At 47.7% G+C, this 22426-nt stretch carries 22 protein-coding genes; 7 read left to right on the top strand and 15 right to left on the bottom strand.

Going from position 1 to position 22426, the window contains the following annotated elements; genetic code table 11:
* Positions 1-222: 222 nt before the first annotated feature.
* Complete coding sequence (locus tag FD01_RS16005) at positions 223-369, bottom strand: hypothetical protein (protein WP_156647275.1); 147 nt, start codon at positions 367-369, stop codon at positions 223-225.
* Positions 370-612, bottom strand: a complete 243-nt coding sequence (locus tag FD01_RS05575; RefSeq protein ID WP_054716789.1) for a hypothetical protein — start codon at positions 610-612, stop codon at positions 370-372.
* Positions 613-929: 317 nt separating this feature from the next.
* Between FD01_RS05575 and FD01_RS05570 the strand changes: the two genes are divergently transcribed.
* Positions 930-2324 carry a hypothetical protein gene (locus FD01_RS05570; protein WP_056963091.1) on the top strand — a complete coding sequence of 465 codons (1395 nt, stop codon included), beginning with the start codon at positions 930-932 and terminating at the stop codon, positions 2322-2324.
* A gap of 53 nt (positions 2325-2377) precedes the next feature.
* Positions 2378-2566, top strand: coding sequence for a hypothetical protein (locus FD01_RS05565; RefSeq protein ID WP_156647274.1), 189 nt, complete (start codon positions 2378-2380; stop codon positions 2564-2566).
* A gap of 174 nt (positions 2567-2740) precedes the next feature.
* Here FD01_RS05565 and FD01_RS05560 read toward each other — a convergent pair whose 3' ends face one another.
* The 10 genes from FD01_RS05560 to FD01_RS05515 form a co-directional block, all read right to left on the bottom strand.
* Positions 2741-4180: a glycoside hydrolase family 1 protein gene (locus tag FD01_RS05560; RefSeq protein WP_056963089.1), complete on the bottom strand. Its 1440-nt coding sequence runs from the start codon at positions 4178-4180 to the stop codon at positions 2741-2743.
* Between the two features lie 15 nt (positions 4181-4195).
* Complete coding sequence (locus FD01_RS05555; RefSeq protein WP_056963087.1) at positions 4196-6085, bottom strand: beta-glucoside-specific PTS transporter subunit IIABC; 1890 nt, start codon at positions 6083-6085, stop codon at positions 4196-4198.
* 84 nt (positions 6086-6169) lie between these two features.
* Positions 6170-7015 carry a BglG family transcription antiterminator LicT gene (gene licT, locus FD01_RS05550; RefSeq protein WP_056963085.1) on the bottom strand — a complete coding sequence of 282 codons (846 nt, stop codon included), beginning with the start codon at positions 7013-7015 and terminating at the stop codon, positions 6170-6172.
* Between the two features lie 316 nt (positions 7016-7331).
* Positions 7332-7799 carry a hypothetical protein gene (locus tag FD01_RS05545; RefSeq protein WP_054716781.1) on the bottom strand — a complete coding sequence of 156 codons (468 nt, stop codon included), beginning with the start codon at positions 7797-7799 and terminating at the stop codon, positions 7332-7334.
* Between the two features lie 156 nt (positions 7800-7955).
* Complete coding sequence (locus tag FD01_RS05540) at positions 7956-8564, bottom strand: YczE/YyaS/YitT family protein (RefSeq protein ID WP_056963083.1); 609 nt, start codon at positions 8562-8564, stop codon at positions 7956-7958.
* 22 nt (positions 8565-8586) lie between these two features.
* On the bottom strand, positions 8587-9054 hold the full coding sequence (locus tag FD01_RS05535) for a PTS sugar transporter subunit IIA (RefSeq protein ID WP_054716775.1): 468 nt from the start codon (positions 9052-9054) through the stop codon (positions 8587-8589).
* Between the two features lie 11 nt (positions 9055-9065).
* Complete coding sequence (locus tag FD01_RS05530) at positions 9066-9383, bottom strand: PTS fructose transporter subunit IIB (protein WP_054716772.1); 318 nt, start codon at positions 9381-9383, stop codon at positions 9066-9068.
* A gap of 2 nt (positions 9384-9385) precedes the next feature.
* A complete protein-coding gene (locus FD01_RS05525) occupies positions 9386-9853 on the bottom strand; it encodes a PTS sugar transporter subunit IIA (RefSeq protein ID WP_225436222.1) in 468 nt (155 codons plus the stop codon).
* Between the two features lie 387 nt (positions 9854-10240).
* On the bottom strand, positions 10241-11224 hold the full coding sequence (locus FD01_RS05520) for a LacI family DNA-binding transcriptional regulator (RefSeq protein ID WP_056963080.1): 984 nt from the start codon (positions 11222-11224) through the stop codon (positions 10241-10243).
* 10 nt (positions 11225-11234) lie between these two features.
* Positions 11235-12668: a sucrose-6-phosphate hydrolase gene (locus FD01_RS05515; protein ID WP_056963078.1), complete on the bottom strand. Its 1434-nt coding sequence runs from the start codon at positions 12666-12668 to the stop codon at positions 11235-11237.
* A gap of 164 nt (positions 12669-12832) precedes the next feature.
* On the opposite strand from FD01_RS05515, the gene FD01_RS05510 reads away from it, so the two are divergent.
* Positions 12833-14785, top strand: a complete 1953-nt coding sequence (locus FD01_RS05510) for a sucrose-specific PTS transporter subunit IIBC (RefSeq protein WP_056963076.1) — start codon at positions 12833-12835, stop codon at positions 14783-14785.
* An 86-nt stretch (positions 14786-14871) separates the two neighbouring features.
* On the opposite strand, the gene FD01_RS05505 is transcribed toward FD01_RS05510, so the two are convergent.
* The 3 genes from FD01_RS05505 to FD01_RS05495 all read right to left on the bottom strand — a co-directional run bounded on the left by FD01_RS05505 (position 14872) and on the right by FD01_RS05495 (position 17413).
* Positions 14872-15192 carry a hypothetical protein gene (locus FD01_RS05505; protein WP_054716763.1) on the bottom strand — a complete coding sequence of 107 codons (321 nt, stop codon included), beginning with the start codon at positions 15190-15192 and terminating at the stop codon, positions 14872-14874.
* 56 nt (positions 15193-15248) lie between these two features.
* A complete protein-coding gene (locus tag FD01_RS05500; RefSeq protein ID WP_054716762.1) occupies positions 15249-16232 on the bottom strand; it encodes a DUF4767 domain-containing protein in 984 nt (327 codons plus the stop codon).
* 542 nt (positions 16233-16774) lie between these two features.
* The gene (locus FD01_RS05495; RefSeq protein WP_056963074.1) at positions 16775-17413 is read right to left on the bottom strand and encodes a hypothetical protein; all 639 of its coding nucleotides are present in this window, start codon (positions 17411-17413) and stop codon (positions 16775-16777) included.
* A 314-nt stretch (positions 17414-17727) separates the two neighbouring features.
* Between FD01_RS05495 and FD01_RS05485 the strand changes: the two genes are divergently transcribed.
* The 4 genes from FD01_RS05485 to FD01_RS05470 all read left to right on the top strand — a co-directional run bounded on the left by FD01_RS05485 (position 17728) and on the right by FD01_RS05470 (position 22420).
* Positions 17728-18291, top strand: coding sequence for a restriction endonuclease subunit S domain-containing protein (locus tag FD01_RS05485; RefSeq protein WP_056963070.1), 564 nt, complete (start codon positions 17728-17730; stop codon positions 18289-18291).
* Entirely contained in the window at positions 18284-19645 is a 1362-nt protein-coding gene (locus tag FD01_RS05480; protein WP_054716755.1) for an N-6 DNA methylase, read from the top strand. Before FD01_RS05485 ends, FD01_RS05480 begins: the two co-directional genes overlap by 8 nt.
* A 226-nt stretch (positions 19646-19871) precedes the next feature.
* Complete coding sequence (locus FD01_RS05475; RefSeq protein ID WP_225436221.1) at positions 19872-21497, top strand: type I restriction-modification system subunit M; 1626 nt, start codon at positions 19872-19874, stop codon at positions 21495-21497.
* On the top strand, positions 21494-22420 hold the full coding sequence (locus FD01_RS05470; protein ID WP_082611696.1) for a restriction endonuclease subunit S: 927 nt from the start codon (positions 21494-21496) through the stop codon (positions 22418-22420). The genes FD01_RS05475 and FD01_RS05470 overlap by 4 nt, the downstream gene beginning before the upstream one ends.
* Positions 22421-22426 lie beyond the last annotated feature (6 nt).

Here is a 22426-nt window from a genome sequence, read left to right as displayed (position 1 = left end):
TGAGGGACATTATTCAATTCCTTTCTTACTTACTCGCAAGGTTGGGCGGACACGAAGAGAATGATGTCCTTTTTGTGTGCCCTGAATATACTTAAAAGATAAATGGTATAGAAAAAGGAGCCAACAGAGAAGATGTCTATCAACTCCAAAAATTGTAGCGCCCTTTATCCCAGACGTTTCTATTTGAGGAACCCCTGTACGGGTTTGCTGACAAACATTTTGTTACACAACTGAATCTCTCCGCCACAAATACCGCCACACCTGCCACCACTTGATTTCTGGCAATGCAGCCTCTGCGGCATCACGCAATGGCGGCGTGACCGCGTCAATCATCTCAACCCGCATTTGACGCGCCATCGACAGTTTCATTTACTTCACCTCCTGCAAATGCGCCTTATCATCGTCGACCACCAGCATCACATCCGCCCGCGGCCGTTTATACGCTTCTGCTTGCGCCAGCATCGCTTCATCCATTGCTTGGGCGATCGCTTCTAAAACGATTGGCGACTGCCAGAAGTGCTCCAACGCCTGCATCAAATCATCCAGTTCTGCTTGTTGGTAACGCATCGTACCGCGAGCGATCTCAAAATCTACTCCCCATTCATCATCCATCGCTGCTCTCCCCCTTCTATATATATATTCTGCATAAAGCAGGGCGTTTGATACTTCTCTCATCAAAGTTTTAGATTTATTTGCGGATAATTTGATTCTAACAGTTTGATAACTCCTAATGTAATGCGGGCTAAATTTGTTATTGTTTCGAGCTTTGCCTACATCATGTTGTTGGAAACGGAATTGCTCGGCGGGTCTCCACCAGGGTCAAAAGTTTGGAGATTCAGAATATATAAATTTTTTGTCTATTAATTATTGCAAACGGTGCCATGTTTTCAGATGATATTCATATACATATGAATGGGAGGCATAAGACCATGACGAAAACCTTGACCCAACATCAACGCATCCGCATCTTGGAGTCCCTCACGCCAAGCCAACAAAAGCCTTACGACCAGCGCTTACAGACGCTTTTGTCTGAGGAGTTATTGGGCCAAGTCGTCCGTGGTCCGATCAACTGGTATATCAAAGGCGCTCGAGTCGATCAATATTTTGACGCTCAAGAATCTAGCCTCCCTGAAGTCAAAGGACTATTCTGCCTTTGCGGCGAGCCGATCCGGGTTCAACTTGAGTTAGTCTCACCGGACCAGCAGCGCGTGTTGATCAGCGTAGATCACTTAGTCGATCACCTGAATGTTGACCCCTTCAGCGCTCAAAATGTGCAAAGACGCCTTGATGCGATCTTTACTTTGATGGACAGCGCGTTGGTGGCCTACAATTCAAAAAAGCCTCAAGCCGATCAAAACCAACCACAAACTACAAGACTTGCGACAGTCGCCGCCGTAAAACTTGCCACCACACCAGTTGAAAAGACGCTCCCGGAACCTAAGCCACACCAGGATCTTCAGCCGGCCATGCAAAACTACGCCAATATGCGCTTCACTGTGCGCTACTCCGATAACCTCGAAAGCCCCCAGGACTACGCGGCATTGCAATGGTTCAAAGACCTGGAATCTTTTTATCTGACGTACCTCAAAGAATCTGCGTCCAAGACCTTTGACCCTGAGCTCTTGCAGGCCTATCACGGGCTAGATAAGCAGATGAGTGGCATTCGGGCGAGCTTTCTCGCGGCGCAAATCGATCAGGAAATCATTGACTCTCAGTTGACGCATTTAAAAAGTTTGTTGCAGCATCTTCCAAACGCTGTTTCGACCCAAGTTCCCAAGTTCACCAAGGTTTCTGCGCCTAAGCTCGAAAAGCCAACGCTGAAAAAGGCTGTAACGCCAGCACCTTCTGTGGCACCAAAGCCTGCGCCCAACCCAGTTTGGAAGACCTTGGGCCAAGCAATCGGTATTCATCGCAACTACCAGACTCACCAACAAGCTAACGCCTACTTAACTCGTCGGCCAACGATCCACCTTTGGGCCGCTCTTGACAAAAAGACTCCTGCAGAATACCGCGATGCGATCAAAGATCTCGAAGCGAACCTTTTTGCCCGTATTTCATTAGCGCAACAAGCACTGATCAATGCTGATCTGATCCCGGCCTGCATTTTCGTGGATCGCCAGTTGCTTAACCTTTGTCGCAAACTGGTTGCCTCGGTGCTCACGGCAACGTCCTTAGCTTGGTTTGAACATGATGTTAAGACGATCGAGTTTTTACTTCAAACCTTACCTCTTGAGCTGACCCAAACTCGAACTGGCCAAAAACCAGATGAACACAAAGTCTTGATTTCTAGACTTACCAAGATGTACTCACCCACGCCACGCTAGACTTTGAAGTCAATTCAACGATCGCACGTGCCTACTCCACCCAGCAATTCAGAATGATGAAAGTATTGGCAAAAATGGAAGCACAACCGATTCCAGTCCAATTTGCCATCAAATGCATGAGTTCAGTCGACGCGCTTTTGGCTCTCCAGTTCGACCTCAATGACCCGTGGGCCAAGACCAATGCCTATTGGTTGAAGCGCATCGCTGGGATCCAACAAGACATCGATGAACTAACCGCGTGAGCCATTTCGACCAAACAAAATACCGATAAGACCTGGGCTTTTCCAGTCTTATCGGTATTTTTGAATTGTATGACGTTGAAGGACATCCTCATCTTAACCCAAAACACGCGTGCGTGCTTACCGTTCAGCTACCATGCTTGATTGTCGAATCGCCCTGACAACGATCGTGAGGTGCTATTTCGTATCACCATTGGTTTCAATGACGTGCTGATACCAAGTAAAGGAATCTTTCTTTGAACGCTTGCCGGTGCCGTGCCCTTCATCATCGAGATCGACGTAGATGAAGCCGTAGCGCTTGGACATTTGGCCCGTTGATGCAGAAACCAGATCGATGCAGCCCCATGGCGTATAGCCCATCACTGGCACGCCGTCTGAGATCGCCCCGCGGATCGCTTCAATATGTTCGCGCAAGTAGTTGATGCGATAGTCATCATGAATCGACCCATCAGCTGCCACAACGTCTTTGGCACCAAGGCCGTTTTCGACCACGAACACCGGCTTGTTGTAGCGGTTGGCCAATTCGTTTAAGGCGATGCGCAAACCAGTTGGGTCGATCTGCCAGCCCCAGTCGCTGGATTCCAAAAACGGATTTTTGACGCCGCCGACTAAGTTCCCATTAGCCGTGCCCAAAGACTTATCGGTGACGTTAACGGCAGTGGACATGTAATACGAAAAGCCGATGTAATCAACTGGGTTAGCTGCCAACACTGCCAAGTCATCCGCTGTGACAGTCAGATCCTTGAAGCTAAAGCCATAGTGATTCATCAAGGATTCTGTGTACAGCGGGTACTTACCACGTACTTGAACGTCCCCACAGAAGTGATTCATCGCTTGGTTTTCTTTCAATGCGGCGAGTTGGTTGACTGGGTTAGCATCATAGGCGTAAGTCGTTGCATAAAGTAACATGCACCCGATCTGCAAATCTGACCGCAACTCATGGGCGATCGCGACAGCCTTAGCACCAGCGACGAACTGGTTATGCCAGGCTTGATAACGATTTTGCATCACGTTGCCACCGTTAGACGAAACCAACCCTTGGCTCATCACTGGAAAATGCAGTGCGGAGTTGATCTCATTGAAAGTCATCCAGTATTTCACACGGCTGGCATAGCGGGTCAGCACGACTTTGGCATAATTTTCGAAGAAGCCAATCAACTGGCGATTCTTCCAGCCGCCATAAGTGGTCACCAAGTTCAAGGGCAGTTCGTAATGGCTGATGGTGATCACCGGTTCAATGTGGTACTTCAGGCATTCATCGATCACTTGATCATAGAACTGCAGGCCCTTTTCGTTTGGTTCTGCATCGTCACCATTGGGGAAGATCCGCGACCATGCGATCGAAAAGCGGTAACACTTAAAGCCCATCTCCGCAAACAAAGCGATGTCTTCCTTGAAATGATGGTAGAAGTCGATGCCTTCGTGGTTGGGATAAGTGTATTTGTCTGGATCGATTTTCCAGTCAAAGTCTGGTTGATCGACAATGTTAAACCGCTCTGGGCCGCCTGGCAGCGCATCTGCGATCGACAAACCTTTGCCATCGACATCATAGGCCCCTTCGAGTTGGTTGGCGGCAGTGGCGCCGCCCCATAAGAACCCTTTGGGAAATTCTTGCATACTGATCTCCTTTACTTACAGCACATACAAAGCAACGGTGTTGTTATCAACAGTCGTGGCTTCGTTTTGGACAACATCGACGAAATCTTTGGTGTTAGTGACCACTAGGACAGTCGTGGTGTCATAGCCCGCTTGCTTGATCGCATCAAGGTCAGCTTCAAGCAATAAATCGCCTTGTTTGACCTTATCACCTTGGTTAACATGCGTCGTATAGTGCTCGCCTTTAAGTTCAACGGTATCCAACCCGACGTGGATCAAGAGTTCAACGCCGTCGTCGCTCTTTAAGCCGATGGCATGCTTAGTCGGGAACACAGTTTCGACAGTCCCGGAAAATGGTGCATAGAAGTGTGTGTCTTCAGGCAAGATCGCCGCGCCGTCACCCATCATTTTTTCAGAGAAGGTTGGGTCGTTGACACTTTCGATGTTGATCAATTCACCCTTAACTGGGGCGAAGACTTTCTTGGTGTTCTTGGCACCGGCATCGACGTTTTCCATAGTTGCAGTGACTTTAGCATCATCGGCAGTCGCAGTGGCAACTTCTGGCGCGTCATCGTCCCAGCCAAAGACCAAGGTCAAAATGAAGGTCAAAACAGTTGACGCAACGGCAACGATGATCGCGTTAATGATGTTACTTGGGATCGCGTTGTTCGCAAATTGAGGTAAAGCCAAAAATGCTGGTACGGCAAAGGCAAAGGCCTTCAGATGCACGATCCCCATGAACAAACCACACAGACCACTGGAGATCATGACCGCGTATAAAGGCTTGCGATACTTCAAGGTGACACCATATAAAGCCGGTTCAGTGACCCCAGCTAAGAACGCGGAGATCGAGGCGGCAGATGCAACTTGGCGCGTGGTCTTGTTTTTGGTCTTTAAGGCAACCGCCAAGCAAGCAGCACCTTGCGCCACGTTAGCAGCTAACATCGCGGGTAAGATCAAAGAATCTGGTGTGGCCACGCTGGCAGCCAAGAAGATCGGGGCAAAGGCCCAGTGCATCCCAGTCATAACGATCAGTGGCATGAAGGCAGCCATTAACGCCACGGCGACCCATGAAGCATACTTTTGGATGAACAAGACTAACCAGGATAAACCGTCCCCACAGTAGGTCCCAATTGGGCCGATAACGACTAAGGCCAAGACACCCATCACAAAGATCTCGACTGTTGGCTTTAAGATACTCTTCAAGTTGGCCGGGCAGATCTTATCGATAAACTGTTCGATATACTTCATCGCCCAGATCACTAACAAAATGGGGATAACCGAGCTGGAGTAAGTCGCCAAAGTGACAGGCAAGCCCATCAAGTGCACCGGCTTTGCGGCAGTCACTAAGGCGGTGAAGTTTGGATGGATCATGATCCCAGCGATGGTGACGCCTAAGATCGTGTTGACCTTGTGATACTTAGAAGCGGTGATCGCCAAAACGATCGGCAAGAAGTAAAATGGCGCATCGCCAAACGCACTGAGTAACGTGTAGTTTTGGCCTTTGGTGCTCATCCAACCTAACGTCGTCAGCAAGATCAAAACCACTTTGATCATGCCACCACCGATCAAAGCTGGGATTAATGGTGACATGCAAGCGGAAATGAAGTTGGCGAACTGATCGAATAAGTTGCCCGACTTTTGTACTGGTGCGGCGTCTGTGGCGGAATCATCTGTGGGGAATTTCCCTAACTTGATCACTTCAGCGTAGTAATCAGATACGGCGTTACCAATGATCACTTGGTATTGGCCGTTTTGATGGTTGATGCCCATCACACCTGGGATTTGCTTGACCTTGGCGTCATCGACGATCTTTTCGTCTTTGAGGCGAAAACGAAGCCGCGTGACACAATGGGTCAAGTAGTTGATGTTACTTTCGCCGCCAACTGCGGCATAGATCTGCTTGGCAGAATCTTTTGTACTCATGATATTGCTCCTTTTCAAATAAAAAGACCTAATCAGCGTCCTCAAAGACGCTCATTAGGTCATGCTCGGTTTCCCGATAACACCCTATAAGTTGCGAACTAACCGATTGATATGCACGGTCAGATATAATAGCTCTGAATTGTTGATCTCAAAATGGTACTTGGTTTGAATAAAGGCTTGGATCTTTAAGGTGCACGCGTATGGTTTGGCGTATCGCACTTGCAAGGTCTTGAGCAGATCGGCATCTTCGTCATCATCGTAGTGCTTGCCTAACAAGATGCGCTGAGCGAAGAACTTCAGATGTGTGATGAAGCGGTAGTAGTTTAATGATTGCTCATCAAATTCGGTATGGAAGTAGTCTTTGACCAGATCTTCGACTTCTTTGATGATGGTCGTCACGCCTACTGCCAAGTTTTGTTCGGCTTGATCATTGGATTCGGCGTTGATGAAATGTACCGCGATAAACGCTGCTTCGTCATCGCCGAGATCGACGTCAAAGGCTTCTTTGACGACTTCAACGGCTTTTTTGCCAACCGCGAATTCGTCAGGATAAAACCTCGCGATGTCCCACTTCAACGGGTTGGAAAGGCTGATGCCCTCATCTTTGATGCGCTTGATTGCCATATGTAAGTGGTCGGTCAAGTTGACGTAGATGATCTCGTTGAGTTGCTTGCCGAGTTTGATCTTAGCGTAGTTAATCACCCGCTCTGCCACGTCCACTTCTGGCAGCGGTACTGAGATCACCAAGTCTGTGAACTTGTTCATCGCGCTTTGATCTTTGAGAAAAAAGGTTTTTTCGACCTTGGCCATGTCGACTTCTTGGCCTTGCTTCTTGCCAAACGCGATCCCTGGGCCCATCAGCAATATCTCAACACCATCATGGTTAGTGGAGATGCAAGTATTGTTGTTTAGAACGCGTTTGATCTTCAAAGCGACTCCCCCCTCAAAAAAATAGACTCATCCACACGACGCGCGTGTAGATAAGTCATGCTCAATTACTTGATAACACCTTATCGATTACCGTATGAACGTTACGCATGCTCGCAAAACTTTGTCGCGATAACATTGTAACTGGTTTCAGTATAGGCCAGGGTGTATCCGCTGTCAAACCATTTTCGCAGAAAAGAATGCGCTTTTGTTTCAAAAAGGACACCAATCTGGGATATTCCCTCTGTCCCCATCCATAAACGCCGCCATGATCCTTATTGAAACGCAGGGGCTTCTTCCACAGGTAAGTCAGCTTACTTTACCATTCTTCGGTGTCTTCGGGATCTTCTAGGCCCTCGGTCTCAACGATCTTGGCCTCAGCCACGACCTCTGCATCTTCATCCACATCAGCTTGATCAAACACGCCTCTAACCATGTGCTGCAAAGCTTCAATATGATGCCCAACCACAAATACCGATTGCAGTTCGTCGCCCATCCTTGGTGCATGTCCTGTAATTAAGGTCACTTCGTCAACGTTAGGATTCCTGCGAAAATAAGCCCGAAGCCCTTTTTGACGGACTTGTGGTGCATCAACGCTGACCACGATCGGGTCTCCTCGAGTTGCCTCAAACGTATATTGCCAAAGCAGGTTTTGCAAGACGACCGAGTTGTTTTGGATCACCACTGAGGTCTCCCACATCTGCATTGGTTTCTCACGAGTCAACACCCCGATGACCTCAATAAAATCCAACGTTCCAGTTGAATAAAGCCCCTTAAATATCTCCATATTCTCCTCCATGCAAAAAGGGACGACCCAAAATAGTCGTCCCCCTGCACTTTTGATTTCAGTTTAACAGCAAGCTTCCCTTCTGTCACGCTGCGAGTCCAATCTAAATACATGATATCAGTCAAATGGCCGTGATCAGCAATAATCGAGTTTCTCTCACAGATTCGTGCTTCTCATTTGAATGAATTTGCGACTTAATACCACGAGATACCCCTGAATTAATAACGAAATTGCTGTGCCGATACCAATTGTTCCGCCCAAAGCGACACCAATAAGTATCATCGATCCGTCAAACCCATAACGGATAATGGGGTATGAAAACCGACTTTTGGATGTTAACTTCTTCAACAACACATCCATCGCATGGGCACCAGCACCTGATTCGATCAATAATGCATACGCTAACGAAAAAAGTAGCTGCGCCAATACCATCACGATCAATCTAACCAACCAGGTCTGATGTCCAATATTAAGCGGTGCTACGAGCCAGTTCGATATGAAAACGATCAAGCTCACGCCAATTGGATCAACGACCGTGGCCCAGCTAAAATCTTGACGGTTTACGACGTAGGCTAACAGCAATAACACGACGTTGACGACCATCACCGCGACCCATAACGGCCACGAGCGATTTCGTGACACGCCTTGTTGAAGGATGGTTAGCGGATCAGAACCAATGTTGGCTGCAACAATTAGGCTGATCCCAAGGCCAGTTAAACAAACCGAAACGAAAACGAACAAAAATGGACGTGCTCGAACCTTCATACTAACCTCCATATGTATCTAATCATTGGTTCTCGAGAGTGACCAGCGTCTCGACAAACTCTTCATACGAGTGTGCCTTGATCAACTTCGCTAAGTTTTCTGCATCGACTGCCACTTGAGAAAGGCCATCAAAAACATTTCGATAGGTGCTCTTATTATCCTTATTTACCGCCAAGAGAAAGACCAATTTGACATGCGTATGCTCAGCATTCCAAGTAATGCCTTTGGGTGCGATCACGATATATCCCTCGGTCCGAAACGCCGTCATTTCAAATGAATGGGGAATTGCGACCCGTCCAAAAGCCGTACCTGACATGATCTCTCGTTGGATCAACTGGTCTTTAAACTTTGGCCCAACGACCGATTTACCTGATAACAGCACACTTAACGCAAGTAAAATACCCCCAGCCACAACAAATGGGATCATGTACGAGACACCGGTCATCAAGTGTGTCCGGGTCTCTTTAAGTAGATCTTTCAATCCGCCCATAGCTTTTCTCCTTATGCGCCTAATTTGCTTGCAAGTTTCGACAAAATCACTGGCGACTTTTTGATCAAGTCCCCTGCTTTTACCCGTAACACAGGCTTGCCTTTGAACCGAGTCTCATTTTTGATGCCAATATCGTTGGTCAAGATCACGACATCTGCGGCTTGGATCTGTTGGGCGGTCAACTCGTCTTCAATCCCGATTTGGCCTTGCGTCTCCACAAAACAACTGGAACAAGTTTCGGACTCATCGGCTGCGACTTTAAGACTTTCGGCGGCCATATAAGTATGGGCAACGCCTGATGGACATGCGGTAACTGCAACAACTTTCATATCTAGACCTCCAATGTTTGGTTGATTGTTGAGCCAATCAATTCAATGACTTGTTCTGGGGTAGTTGCGGCTTTGATCTGCGCGCGAAAATCTGCGTGAATCAGCTTCCGCGACAATGCTGCAAGTAGCTTCAGATGCGCATCACCTTGGCTTGCGGATGGGACTGCCAGCTGGAAGACTGTATCGACTGGGGCATCATCCATCGCCTGCCAATCGATTGGTTTTGCGAGCTTGGCGATGGCCACTGATACGGTGTTTACAGCATCGGTTTTGCCATGCGGGATCGCAATGCCAAAACCGATACCAGTCGTAGCCAGTGCCTCTCGTTCTTGAACATTTTGTAGATAAGCTTCGCGGTCATTCAAGCGCCCGTCTTGTTCCAACAACGTTGCCAAATGGGCGAACACCGACGCCTTATCTTCTGCATCAACTGCCAGATCTATAATTGCTGGGGTTATTACTTCACTCAAGTTCATCGACCTCCTTGAATCAAATTAACAACTCAAGGATAGCGGCTCAAAAACGTTACCGACAAGTACTAGCGTCAAAGAATGTAACCGCTTTATTGCGAAAGTGTTGGTCTAGAGCGATTTTCCACACAAAGTTTATTAATGAAACATTGAGCAAATGCACACCTGTGCCATTCTGAAAAATCTGTGGTAATTTGCGAATGACAGTTAAGAGATAGTCTGTAATGACCGCAAATGTTTTGGCGACAAAAAGAGGACAGCCACACGGGGCGTCCTCTTTTCGCAATTTTTGTGATGTGTTCACATTCTGTTCATAGAGAGAAACTCATATTGTTGCCGAGCTCTGGTCTCAAAATCTCAATGCGCGAACAATAGACTCTAGTGATTCTACCCCAGCAAGGTCCGTCCCGCATGTAATTGAACGGGGAGTTCGTAGTTCATTTCGATCTTGTCGTCTGACTTTTCGATCTGCTTGATCAAAAGGTCGACCATTAAGGCGCACATCGAATTGATTGGCTGCGTGACCGTCGCTAACTCTGGGAAGTAGTTTTGGATCATCTGACTGCCATCGTAGCCAACTACGCGTAAATCGTCGGGTACCGCGATTTTTAACTGCTTGGCGACTTCGAGCACCATCAGCGCCGTGAGGTCATCTGAACAAAAGATCCCATCTGGACGCGCATTTTTTAGGGTCGTTTTGATCTGCGCCCACTTAAGGTCCGCATCCATCCTAAACGGCAAGGCCAAGACGTGCTCTGCCAGCCCACTTTCTTGCATCACTTCACTGTAGCCACTAAGGCGCTTGTTAGTCGGGCTTTGGGGCCGATTCGCCCCAGAAAACATCCAGATATTCTTGGCGCCTGCGCGAACCAGCCCTTGCGTCGCGACTTGGCCGCCGGTGAAGTTATCAGAACTGACGATTGGGATACCGTCCGCGATAAACCGGTCGAAGGATACCAAGGGTGCAGATATGCGTTGGTACTCCTCAATCGTCATGTTATGTGTCCCAGAAATGATCCCATCGACTTGATTGGCCATCAACATCCGGACATACTCACGTTCCTTGTCGGCATTATTGACGGAGTTGCACAAGATCACGCGGTAGCCGCGCTCAAATAGCTTGTTTTCCAAGGTCTGGACAATGTCCCCATAAAAAGGATTGGCCACGCCAGGGAAAATGATCCCAACGAGGTTTGTTCCTTTGCCTTGCAGGGAGCGGGCGTTGGTGTTGGGCGCGTAGTTGAGCTCGCGCATCGCATCATGGACCTTCTGCTTGGTTTTCTCGGATAATGACCCATAATTGTTGATAACACGCGATACTGTAGTCACTGAGACCCCAGCCAGCGCGGCAACATCCGCCAGTTTTGCCATAGTGTGCTCCTTAAAAAATTGATTTCGTCTTGTGCCCCGTAACAGCCACCTGCGTGTCAGCCGCTTGCTTCAAAGTCCAATTCGTGGCGTCTTCTGGGAAATAGCGCCCCGACAGCACCCCTGCACCATCATCCACGTACAGTTCAAAGCATGAGCGGTCTAAATACAGATCCGCGCTGTGCTTTCCAGCAACAAGTGGGACCGAGCGCGTCTTGCCAAAATCATCTGCATTTGACGATGCCACGCCGGAACGATCGACAGTCACGCCGGTATCGTTGAACTTCAAGCGAAGTTGTTCTTTTGAGTTGCCCACAACAAGGGTCTCGTCGACCCCAATTTGCCACTCAAAATGAAGCACGCTTACCAAATCAATTGTAGCATTCGCTACCGGCATTTGCGCGCCTATCAGTGAATCCATCATTGGCAATTGTTTTAATCGCTTGCCAATGACGTGCAGTTCCCGCGCTAAGCTATAGCAGCCCTGCCAATCCTCTTCATCACTGGCATAAGTGGTGTCTGGCAAGCCCATCCAGCTGATCAGGTGCGCGTGGTCATTGGGTTCATTGACGACCTGTGCCGCGTAACAGTCAAAGCCGACATCCAAGTTGTGTAACGGCCCTGGGTTCACCAGCTTGCGACTCGCCCAGTCGATGTCGTCAGCAACAATATACATGTTCGGATAGATGTTATCGTAGGCGCATACAGATTGATCAAGGCCTTGCGGACAAAAGATCAATACCACTGAGCCATCGACAAACGCAAGGTTTGGACATTCGATCATGTAACCGAGGCTATCAAAGCCAAAGTCCAGTGGCCCATCCAGTTGCCATGGGCCTTCTGGTCGTTCGGCAGAGTACACCAAAATCGTTCCGCGCTTATCTTCACGCTGAGCGCCTAAGATCGCGTAGTAGCGACCGTCACGCTCTAAGATCTGCGGGTCGCGGAAATGCGCGGTGTAACCGTTGGGTTGTCCTGAAATCAGTGGTTGGCTCAACTCGTGGAGTTCACCATCAGGCTCGACCCAAGCCCCAAGTTGCGTACTGATACGCCCACCATCCTCGGTTCGGACATTGCCGGTGTACATCAGAAACTGGCGCTCGCCTTGTGCCAGACCAGACCCAGAATACACCCCCTGCATCGAATAAGGCGCGTGTGGTTGTAATCCAGAACCAATATAGCGCCAATTTTGCAAATCGTTTGACACTAAGTTTTCCCAGCTCTTTAAGCCATGAACAGGACCAAATGGAAAGTTTTGGTATGCCAAGCGCCACTCGCCATTGATATAGGTGAAGCCATTCGGGTCATTCATCAATCCACTTTTGGGTTGTAGGTGGTATGCCAAGTGCCACTTGGAGTCACGCTGCAATTTCTGCAGCCGGTCCAATTCTTTTTTGCTGTAGGTGTCGTATGTTGCATAGCGTTGCTTAGTCGTCCAGGTCTTCATTGGTATTCTCCTAATTCGCTTTTCGTTCATCACAGTGATTATAGCACGACCGGCCACAATTTAAAATCAAATTGATAAACGCTTGACAATTATTTCGTAAGCACTTACACTAACCCTGTAATCAAAAGCCATTATTCAAACACACAAAATTTTGGAGGTTAATCATGGATCACAAAAAGGCCGCCCAAGACATACTCAAAGATCTTGGGCCTGACAACATTGTCGCCGCTGCGCACTGTGCCACCCGCCTGCGCTTAGTTATTAAAGACGAAAAGCAGATTGATCAAAAAGCGCTCGACACCAACGACGCGGTTAAAGGGACGTTTCGGGTGAATGGGCAATACCAAATCATTATCGGCCCTGGTGACGTGGACAAAGTGTACGCCCATTTGATCGAAATGACAGGCCTCAAAGAAGTCACCCCAGACGACCTGAAAAAAGTCAGCTCAGATGACAAGAAGACCAACCCGTTGATGGCGCTGGTCAAGGTCTTGTCCGATATCTTTGTACCGTTGATTCCGGCATTGGTCGCAGGTGGGTTGTTGATGGCGCTGAACAACGTGCTGACGTCTGGTGGCTTGTTCGGACCGCAATCATTGGTGCAGATGTATCCTGGCATCAAAGGCTTTGCTGAGATGATCAACACCTTCGCGTCGGCGCCATTTGCCTTCTTGCCGATCCTGTTGGGCTTTTCGGCTACTCGCCGCTTCGGGGGCAATGCCTATCTTGGCGCCACCATGGGTATGATCATGGTGATGCCAGCTTTAGTCAACGGCTATGCCGTGTCTGAAGCCTTGGCAACTGGTAAGATGACGTATTGGAACATCTTCGGTTGGCATATCGCCCAAGCTGGTTATCAAGGCCAAGTCCTGCCAGTGTTAGTCGTCGCCTTCATCCTAGCCGTGGTCGAAAAGTGGTTGCATAAGCACATGCCAGCCACCTTAGACTTCATCTTCACCCCAATGATCAGTATCATCTTTGTCGCCTTTATCACCTTCGCCTTCGTGGGTCCGATCTTACGCATTGTCGGTGACGGCCTCACTAACGGCATCGTGACCGCCTATGATGCCTCTGGTGCAGTTGGCTCCACCATCTTTGGTTTGGTGTACTCCCCGATCGTCATCACCGGCTTGCACCAAAGTTTCCCAGCAATCGAGACACAATTACTGTCCAACATCGCCAAGACTGGCGGGGATTTCTTCTTCCCGATCGCTTCGATGGCTAATGCCGCGCAAGGTGCAGCTTGTCTTGCCGTATTCTTTTTGACGAAAAATGCCAAGGAAAAGGGGCTGGCCACTTCTGCTGGTTTGTCCGCATTGCTTGGGATCACCGAACCGGCGATCTTTGGGGTCAACCTCAAGCGCCGTTTCCCGTTTTTTGCCGGCATGATCGGTAGTGCTGTTGGTTGCTTGATCGTTGGACTTTTCGGCATTCGTTCTTCTGCGCTTGGCGCGGCTGGGCTGATTGGCTTTATCTCGATTCCAGTCAAGTTCTATGCACCATTCTTCATGGGTCTCGCTTTAAGTATCGTCGTTGCCTTCTCTGGCACCTTCATTTGGGGCAAGCGCAACATGGAAGCTGATGAAGAAGATCCTGACGCTACTGATACGGTAACAGCAGATACCGTCAACGATAGCGTCATCGCTGCGCCAGTAGCTGGTCAGCTCGTAAGCCTCAAATCCGTCAACGATCAAGTCTTTTCCAGTGAAATGATGGGCAAAGGTGCCGCCATTATCCCATCCGACGAAACCATCAAATCTCCCGTCACTGGTGTCATCACCGTGGCCTATCCCACTAAGCACGCCTATGGCATCACCGCTGAAGATGGTGCTGAAGTCTTGATCCACTTAGGCATCGACACGGTGAAACTCAACGGCGAGCACTTCACTTCAAACGTCAAGCAAGGCGATCACGTCAATGTCAGCGATCAATTAGGAACGATGGACCTCAAGGCCATTAAAGATGCCGGCTATGACCCAACTGTCATGATCGTCGTCACTAACACTGCCACCTACGCCAGTGTCAATCGCATCCAAGGTGAACAAGTAAAAGCTTGCGACCCAGTTGTCGCCTTGACCAAACAAACTGCCACAGCACCTGTCGCTGCGAATATTTAAGACCTTACCAGATGTCGGTTCCACTTCTCACGCAACAAAAAACAAGCAGCTCAGCCTAATCTGGCCGAACTGCTTGTTTTGTTACCCTAAAATGCGTATTCCATTTTCCGGAGCTTTTTCTGCACCGCAGGATCAGCTTTCAATTTCGCGATCATCTGCATCAGCATCTTGTCGTCGAGCTTGGTCGTGTGGTCGCCAAGCTGCTTTCTTGAGATCTTGATGGTGTTGCCGCCGATGATGTCCGCCGCCACGTCACCGTCGTCAAAGTGGCCGAGCATGCGAAACGCGTCGGCTTTGCGAAAAACGTGTGCGCCTTTGGACCCGTCTGCTTGGATCTCGATGGCGGTGAAGTCCGAATCCACGCGGAAGTACCCAATGTCTGAACTTAATTTCTTGCCACAAATCAATCGCTTGTACCTCCAAAAAATTTGTTGAAAAAGTCTGAGCGTCGCTCAAGGTGTCCCTATTGGTCAGATGTCGCAGCACTTTCGATCGGCTCTCCATTATGATAAGCCTCATACACCAGATGATCACTATCGTTGGCATAAAAGACGACTTCTGGCACCTCTTGGCCCATGCTTCGCCCAACGATCGCCGTTTTTCCGCCATCAAGGTGCGTCAACGACCAAGTCCCATCAAGCAGCTCACAAGTCCTACCGTGATCCGTGAAGCTTGCTTTATCCCAGTCTGAGCTTGGGTCTTGTGACGAAGCTATTACTGCTGCTTGATACGCGGGATTTTTCGAGTCAAGGTGCTTCATATAATCGATCGCCGACGCCTTCGTCCACCCTGCTGTACTGCCAGTATAAGAGGCAATGTCTGAATTTTCGTGCATAATCTGAGTGAATCCATCCTTCAAAGCGGTGTTAGCCGTTTCGTACAGCCACAGGGTCCCACCATTGGTGGTTTGTGAGATCAACACCACTGGACTCATATCTTTGGTATCCAACGCAAACAGATACAACATCGGCCAGGAGTTTCCGACTTTGCCGCCGACAGCCGCCGCCATTACTTGAAAACGAGCGCTAGTCTGGTTAGACGCTGAGTACCAAGATAGCTGTTCCGACTGATCATACACCACTTCTTGTACCGTCGTATGATCGATCACGTTTGGAAACTTGATCCCCAAGTAGTCTGCGATCTGGTTATCGTAAGTCCCGACATAGCTTTGGCTCATCGACTTTTCCCAAGTCGCCATAAACTTGGCCAGTTCCGCATCTTGTTTCGGCGTCCATAGCGAGCCATCACTGTTGTCAGCATAAAGATGTTGGCTAGCATCAACGGAAGAACTGGTACTAAAAGCTTTAGCGCTCGCCTTTTTGTGACTACTGGACACTTTCACGACAGAAGCCTTTGAAGAAGACTCATTTGGTCCCGATACCTTATTGCACGCGGCCAGCCCAAAGGCCGCAGTCAGTAGTAACACTGAGAAGTATAACTTTTTCATTTCCTCGCCCCATAACTCTGTTGATAATTTGAATATACCTCATCCACGAGTCTGCTTCTAGATTTAAATGAAAGCCTTTACAAAAACATCAGGACGTGCTATTAGCGTCGGACCCAAGTTAAGCCTTATTTGTATTCATCCACTGCTACGTTCGCACTCTTCGCATTTCGGCTTCGCAGTTTTGCGACAACAAAAAAGCCGCCATGGGCTTGGCGGCAAAAAGGTTGGGGTTTCACTATTGAGGAGTGAATAATGATACCAGCGGGGACCGGTATCAAGAGAAAATGAAAAAGTGGGGTAGAAACAAGGGGGTGCTCATTTCTATGTTGCTAATAATACCGTCAAATTGTGGCGGAAGTGTGCCATTGGTGTGGCATATTTTTAACAATTTTACTGTTGTACTGAAAACTGAGCGCCAACCAAAGTCTCATTGAATTCATCTAGGTACGCTGCCAGTTAGTAATTCTGCGGGTATACTTTACCTTTTGGATAATTCTAGCACTCGATGCAAAAGCTGAAGCGCTTCTATTGATCAAATTTCGTCAATCAGTTTGCACCCACTTACCTTGCGGCCAATACTTGTGTCTTAACTGATCTCTTTCAACAATCGCATCCTCGACTCGTGACTCTAAATGGCCATAGTAAGTGACACCTTTGTACGCAATGACAGCGCGATAGCGAAGTTCCCCACTTTTAGTTTTATTGACATGGATGTTTCGATATCCACTCGTATTATTCGAATATGGAATATCCGTCAACAAATCGTGGTTGGTCCCAAATTGTTGTTTTCGCCGCTGTACCCCGTAGGTTTTCAAAACCTCAACTTTATGGTGTCCACATGCATCACATCTGCCTCGAACTAATGCCTCCGCAGTCACTTCAACAGTGTTTCCACAACTACACTCACAAACCCAACAATTTCCACCCCAGTTTTTGTTTTCTTTAGCCCGTTTTAGCACAAGCAATTCTCCGAATCTCAGGCCGGTCAGGTCACTCCAGATGCCACGTCTGAAACCCGGGGTATATGAATTTCGGAATTCTCGGAATTTTTGTGCCTGCGCCTCGATGGCTTCGATGACGGTTTTGTGGCGCCCACAATAAATTGGCTTTTCCACGTATATGCGCGCAAGAAAGTCCTGTCTATCTCGTGTAACACCTATTGGCAGTCCATTACTCCCCATATGTCTGATCTCCTTTTGTATTAATTCTACTCATTTGAAGTCCCACTTGCCAATCATACGCCTTCATCGCATAAAAACTATTAAAGGGTTGAGACTTCGCCTGCATTTGGTTGTTAGTTTGAATACCTTTCCTGTCAAGAAGGTCCAAGCCCTTGGATCTTTTAGTTTTGGAATCAACGAAACCGTGGATGGACCAAAATCCTGCCAAAATAAATTTGTAATTCACGCGACTAACGATTGACGTAAAGAATGGTCCTTGGTATATTATAGCCATCAGCTGATTTGTAATTCATACGACTAACAAGGAGAATGACATGATCAATACCTCCCATCCGCTTTCAGAACACGCCGATTTCACTACTGGGGTTCTCCAAACTCGTATCAGTGACCCTATTAACGAAACGCCGAGCAATCGAATGATTTTCAATCCACTTGCCGAAACGCCCAAATACGTCCACGGAGATTCCGAGTTGCCTGTTGTGCCTATCGGTTCAGTTGCAGTGTCCATGCTTCAACATCGTGCGTTTTTGGTACTTCCTGAAGACCACGTTTCCGAGCTGATCCTAACTGCAAACTTTACGGCACTGAGTTTTGATAACACGATCGATCCTGCCTATTTCACTTGGTGGTTCAATTGCAGCCACGAAGCACAATCGCAATTACAAGGACGCGGTCAACTAGGACGACGGGTCGTCGTTCGGGATCTAAAAGAACTAAAGATCACCCTACCAGACCTGACGACTCAAACCGATATTGCTCAAATATATCAAGACGGTGTAACGAGTGCATCCTTGTACCGAAAGCTGGCCGATACCGTCGAAGAAAAATCACTTCAATTCATCCAACAACGCATTGTAAAGGAGTCTACCCATGACTAATCAAACTAATCAAGCCATCGACGCAGTACTTCAGGAACAATCAGTTTCTGCACGCCTTGGATTAGAAGTATCAGATTGGCTACTGCCGCTGTCAAATCTAGTTTATCTTCAGAGCCTTAACGCAAAGTATGCCAAAATCATCTCTAAGTCATTTGCGACGTTCGAAGACTTAATTACGGATTTGGAATCCGTCAATAACGCCGATGAGTTAGCAATGGCTGTCGTTCAAAATCTTTCCGATTCATTGATGCGTAGTCTTCCAGCATCAGGTCAGGCTAAGCTGATCAATTCATTTCAAGATACTGTTCACGCTCTGGCTAAATTAGATGCATCTACGGTAACGATCATTGCTCGGATATTTGACACTTCTGATCGGTTGGCCGGTCCCAAGTATGGTGCGCAAACGACAGCTAGTTCAGTCAACAACTTGATGGCCAAACTCGTCACTGCAAATGCAAAAGATCAAGATGCCTTCGTGGTTTACGACCCTACCGCTGGAGAGGGTTTGTCCCTGCTTTCCGTTTACCAATTGCTGAGTAAAAAAGCCCATATCAGCTTAGTTGGCACTGACGTCAAAACCAGTACATTGTTGCGCGCCAAGATGTTGTTGAGCCTACTTCCAAGCGAATCGACCGCCTTGGATTTGAAGTCAGCCAATGTTTTAGAACCTCGGATGAAGCAAAGCTTTCTTCAGGCCGATATGGTTGTCTGCGATCCGCCATATTCACTGATGTGGCATGCCAACGACGAGTTCTTGAAAGACCCACGATTTGCGCCAGCCGGTGTACTGCCGCCGCGGTCTAAAGCCGATTTCGCTTTTGTCCTTGATGGGTTGGCAAATCTCAAAGATGGCGGCACTATGGTGATTCGGCTTCCCCATGGGGTGTTATTCCGTGGCAGTTCTGAAGCCAAGATTCGTCAATACCTGATTGACGAAAATCTGATTGATGCCGTGATTGGATTGCCGGCTAACCTTAGCTACACGACAGCGATTCCTACCATGCTGCTGGTATTACGAAAGAATCGCAAGCGAAAAGAGATCCTGTTCATCGATGCCAGTGACGAATTTGAAAAATCATCCACTAATGGTGCCAATACTCTCCCCGAGGCTTCAATTAAGAAAATCCTTGAAACCTACACACGATATAAGGGTCACAAAGGATACTCTCATGTGGCTAGCCCAGAAGAAGTTTCAAGTGCAAATGGAAACTTGAATATCCCTCGCTACGTTGACACCTACACCCCACCCGCAGATATCCCGCTAAAAGAGCTAGATGAACAAATCACGGCGTACCAGTCCAAAATCATCGAACTTCAAGCTCGCTCAAACGACGTGATGTCCAAATATCGATAATGATTTCAGTCACACTCGCCACGAACCGTCAATCTATCGCTGATAAATACTAGCAAATACAGATCACCGTTTGGACTCATGGAGCTCACCGACTATCAAGAGCATATCCCCCCCTTTATATGATACTGTAAGATGTGAGCGTTTAACTTGACCCAGCACAGTGAATTGCTAGATTCATTCAACAGAAACAAACGTTAAGTAACCAAAGAAAGCAGGCAAACTCAACATGATGACACCACAAGAACAAGCTCAAATCACCCAAGATCTTCAAAGTAAGATTTGGGCCGCAGCAAATGCATTACGCCAATCTGGCATGGAAGCCAATGATTATCGTGACTACACGTTGGGATTAATCTTCTATAAATATGAATCCGACCGTTTCTTGAAGAAAATCACTGAAGGCCTTGGCGTGGAGTTTACCAACTTAGATGATGCCCAGGCCACCTATGAATCAGCATTGTTAGATGAGGATGCCAAAGGCGTTGTGGACTTCGTCAAATCTGAATTACGCTTTGCCATTGATTCTGACAAAACTTTCCATCATCTCGTTCAAGATGTACGGCGAAACATTTTCCAATTAGATGACCTCGCACAAGCGCTACAAGACTTGGAAGATTCTGACGAAGTATTCTCAGGCTTATTTGATGCCCTTGATCTCAACGCCGACAAGTTGGCGACCACCGAGCAAGAGCGTAATAGTATTATCGGCGATGTGATGAGCGCCCTTGATCAGATCTATTTCGTTGAAGATACCGGCATGGATATTATGGGTAATGCCTATGAATATCTAATTTCACAATTCCAAACTGAGTCCGCGAAAAAAGCCGGGGAGTTTTACACACCGCAGGCAGTGTCACGCCTAATGATGCAGATTGCCATGGAGGGTCGCGAAGAAGTTCAAGGTGTATCCATTTATGACCCAGCAATGGGCTCTGGTTCACTGTTGCTAAATGCCAAACACTACAACTCTCATCCGGACTCAATTCAATACTTTGGGCAAGATAATAAGACTGCCCCGTACAACCTGTCTCGCATGAATATGATGCTGCATGATGTCCCTACTGCTAATCAACATCTCAATCTTGGTAATACCCTCGGTTCAGACTGGCCGTCTGAGGAACCTACTACTTTTGATATCGTGACCATGAACCCACCTTACAGTTTGTCATGGAAGCCAACCCCTGCAATGGCTACAGATCCTCGGTTCCAGCCATATGATGTCGCACCGAAATCAGCAGCGGATTACGCTTTCCTTACCCATGGCTTGTATCACCTTAAAACTGGCGGGACCATGGCCATCGTATTGGCAACCGGCGTTTTGTTCCGTGGTGGGGCTGAAGGCCGAATCCGGAAGGCGCTCTTATCCAAAGGCAACATCTCAGCGGTAATCGGTATGCCTGCAAATATCTTCCATAATACTTCTATTCCCACGGTCGTCATCGTTTTGAAGAAAGAACGCGATAGCAACGACGTCTTATTCATCGATGCTTCAAAGCAATACCGTAAAGCGAAGAATCAAAATGAAATGGATCCTGAACACACCGCTAAGATTTTAGAGACGCTGGAACCTCGAGAGTCTGTCACATATAACGAAGATGGCACGGAATTTAGCCATCTAATCACTTTCGACGAATTAGCAGAGAATGACTTCAATATGAACATTCCGATGTATGTGGATACCTACCTACCAGAACCGCCGGTTGATGTTGCTGACCTTGTGCAAGGCATGTCAGAGACCGATGCCAAGATTTCTGAACAGAATGCTGAACTGTACAAATTGCTTGATGATTTTGTCGGTGAGGATGAAAGTAAACAGATTGAAATCGAAAAAATTCGGGGGTTATTTAAATGAGTTTGAATAATGAAAATTCCAACTTGACCCCAGGTGTTCGCTCGAAAGGATTCACGGACGATTGGGAACGACGTAAGTATTCAGAACTGGCATCTAAATTTGACTATGGACTTAATGCCGCGGCCACTGATTTTTATGGCGTACACAAATACCTCCGAATCACAGATATCGATGATGCCAGTCGGGAATTCATCCAGACGGGATTAACTTCTCCTGAAACAGACTTCTCCACTGCAAGTGAATATCAATTAACCTCGGGCGACGTTGTCTTCGCACGAACCGGTGCGAGCACTGGGAAAACATACAAATACCTTGCGTCCGATGGGTTAACTTACTTTGCAGGATTCCTCATTCGTGCACAAATTAAGGACGTTAGCAACACAGAGTTCTTCTATCAGTCAACGTTAACACCTCGTTTCAGTGAGTATGTCAAGGTCAACTCACAGCGATCTGGCCAGCCAGGCATTAACTCCAAACAGTATGCCAAATATGAGCTGAAAGTACCAAAGAAAGAGGAACAACGCAAAATCGGCGATCTGCTTGAGACTCTAGATCACACTATCGTTCTTCATCAACGTAAGTATGATAATTTGCAGCAAGCACTTCATTGGACTCAGCAGAACTTGCTTCCTGAGCCAGAATCAAGCTTGCCAAAAGTTCGTGTCGGAAAATTTGAGTCCGACTGGACGTTGCAGCCGTTAAGTGAAATTATTAAAAAAAACAACGAACGAAACAAGGGACAGTTTGCAGTTAAAAGCACTTTATCAATTGCTACCATGCGGTACAAGCCTGAAGGTAATGGCGCCGTCCAATCTTCTCTGGACGGTTATAAAGTAGTGGCTGTTCAACTAGGCCACCATATTCTTGGTGCTGGTAGTAAATTTGTACCGGAAACGATAGGTTTGCCCTTCGTTCGTAGTTGAAATCAA

The organism is Lacticaseibacillus manihotivorans DSM 13343 = JCM 12514 (assembly GCF_001435035.1).
Taxonomy (GTDB): Bacteria; Bacillota; Bacilli; order Lactobacillales; family Lactobacillaceae; genus Lacticaseibacillus; species Lacticaseibacillus manihotivorans.
This window is presented reverse-complemented; position numbering and strand designations above follow the sequence as displayed.

Excerpts from the sequence above, each read along its gene's own strand:
- FD01_RS16005 (WP_156647275.1), bottom strand. The coding sequence starts at position 369 with ATGAAACTGTCGATGGCGCGTCAAATGCGGGTTGAGATGATTGACGCG.
- FD01_RS05575 (WP_054716789.1), bottom strand. The coding sequence starts at position 612 with ATGGATGATGAATGGGGAGTAGATTTTGAGATCGCTCGCGGTACGATG.
- FD01_RS05570 (WP_056963091.1), top strand. The coding sequence starts at position 930 with ATGACGAAAACCTTGACCCAACATCAACGCATCCGCATCTTGGAGTCC.
- FD01_RS05565 (WP_156647274.1), top strand. The coding sequence starts at position 2,378 with ATGATGAAAGTATTGGCAAAAATGGAAGCACAACCGATTCCAGTCCAA.
- FD01_RS05560 (WP_056963089.1), bottom strand. The coding sequence starts at position 4,180 with ATGCAAGAATTTCCCAAAGGGTTCTTATGGGGCGGCGCCACTGCCGCC.
- FD01_RS05555 (WP_056963087.1), bottom strand. The coding sequence starts at position 6,085 with ATGAGTACAAAAGATTCTGCCAAGCAGATCTATGCCGCAGTTGGCGGC.
- FD01_RS05545 (WP_054716781.1), bottom strand. The coding sequence starts at position 7,799 with ATGGAGATATTTAAGGGGCTTTATTCAACTGGAACGTTGGATTTTATT.
- FD01_RS05540 (WP_056963083.1), bottom strand. The coding sequence starts at position 8,564 with ATGAAGGTTCGAGCACGTCCATTTTTGTTCGTTTTCGTTTCGGTTTGT.
- FD01_RS05535 (WP_054716775.1), bottom strand. The coding sequence starts at position 9,054 with ATGGGCGGATTGAAAGATCTACTTAAAGAGACCCGGACACACTTGATG.
- FD01_RS05530 (WP_054716772.1), bottom strand. The coding sequence starts at position 9,383 with ATGAAAGTTGTTGCAGTTACCGCATGTCCATCAGGCGTTGCCCATACT.
- FD01_RS05520 (WP_056963080.1), bottom strand. The coding sequence starts at position 11,224 with ATGGCAAAACTGGCGGATGTTGCCGCGCTGGCTGGGGTCTCAGTGACT.
- FD01_RS05515 (WP_056963078.1), bottom strand. The coding sequence starts at position 12,668 with ATGAAGACCTGGACGACTAAGCAACGCTATGCAACATACGACACCTAC.
- FD01_RS05510 (WP_056963076.1), top strand. The coding sequence starts at position 12,833 with ATGGATCACAAAAAGGCCGCCCAAGACATACTCAAAGATCTTGGGCCT.
- FD01_RS05500 (WP_054716762.1), bottom strand. The coding sequence starts at position 16,232 with ATGAAAAAGTTATACTTCTCAGTGTTACTACTGACTGCGGCCTTTGGG.
- FD01_RS05495 (WP_056963074.1), bottom strand. The coding sequence starts at position 17,413 with ATGGGGAGTAATGGACTGCCAATAGGTGTTACACGAGATAGACAGGAC.
- FD01_RS05485 (WP_056963070.1), top strand. The coding sequence starts at position 17,728 with ATGATCAATACCTCCCATCCGCTTTCAGAACACGCCGATTTCACTACT.
- FD01_RS05480 (WP_054716755.1), top strand. The coding sequence starts at position 18,284 with ATGACTAATCAAACTAATCAAGCCATCGACGCAGTACTTCAGGAACAA.
- FD01_RS05475 (WP_225436221.1), top strand. The coding sequence starts at position 19,872 with ATGATGACACCACAAGAACAAGCTCAAATCACCCAAGATCTTCAAAGT.
- FD01_RS05470 (WP_082611696.1), top strand. The coding sequence starts at position 21,494 with ATGAGTTTGAATAATGAAAATTCCAACTTGACCCCAGGTGTTCGCTCG.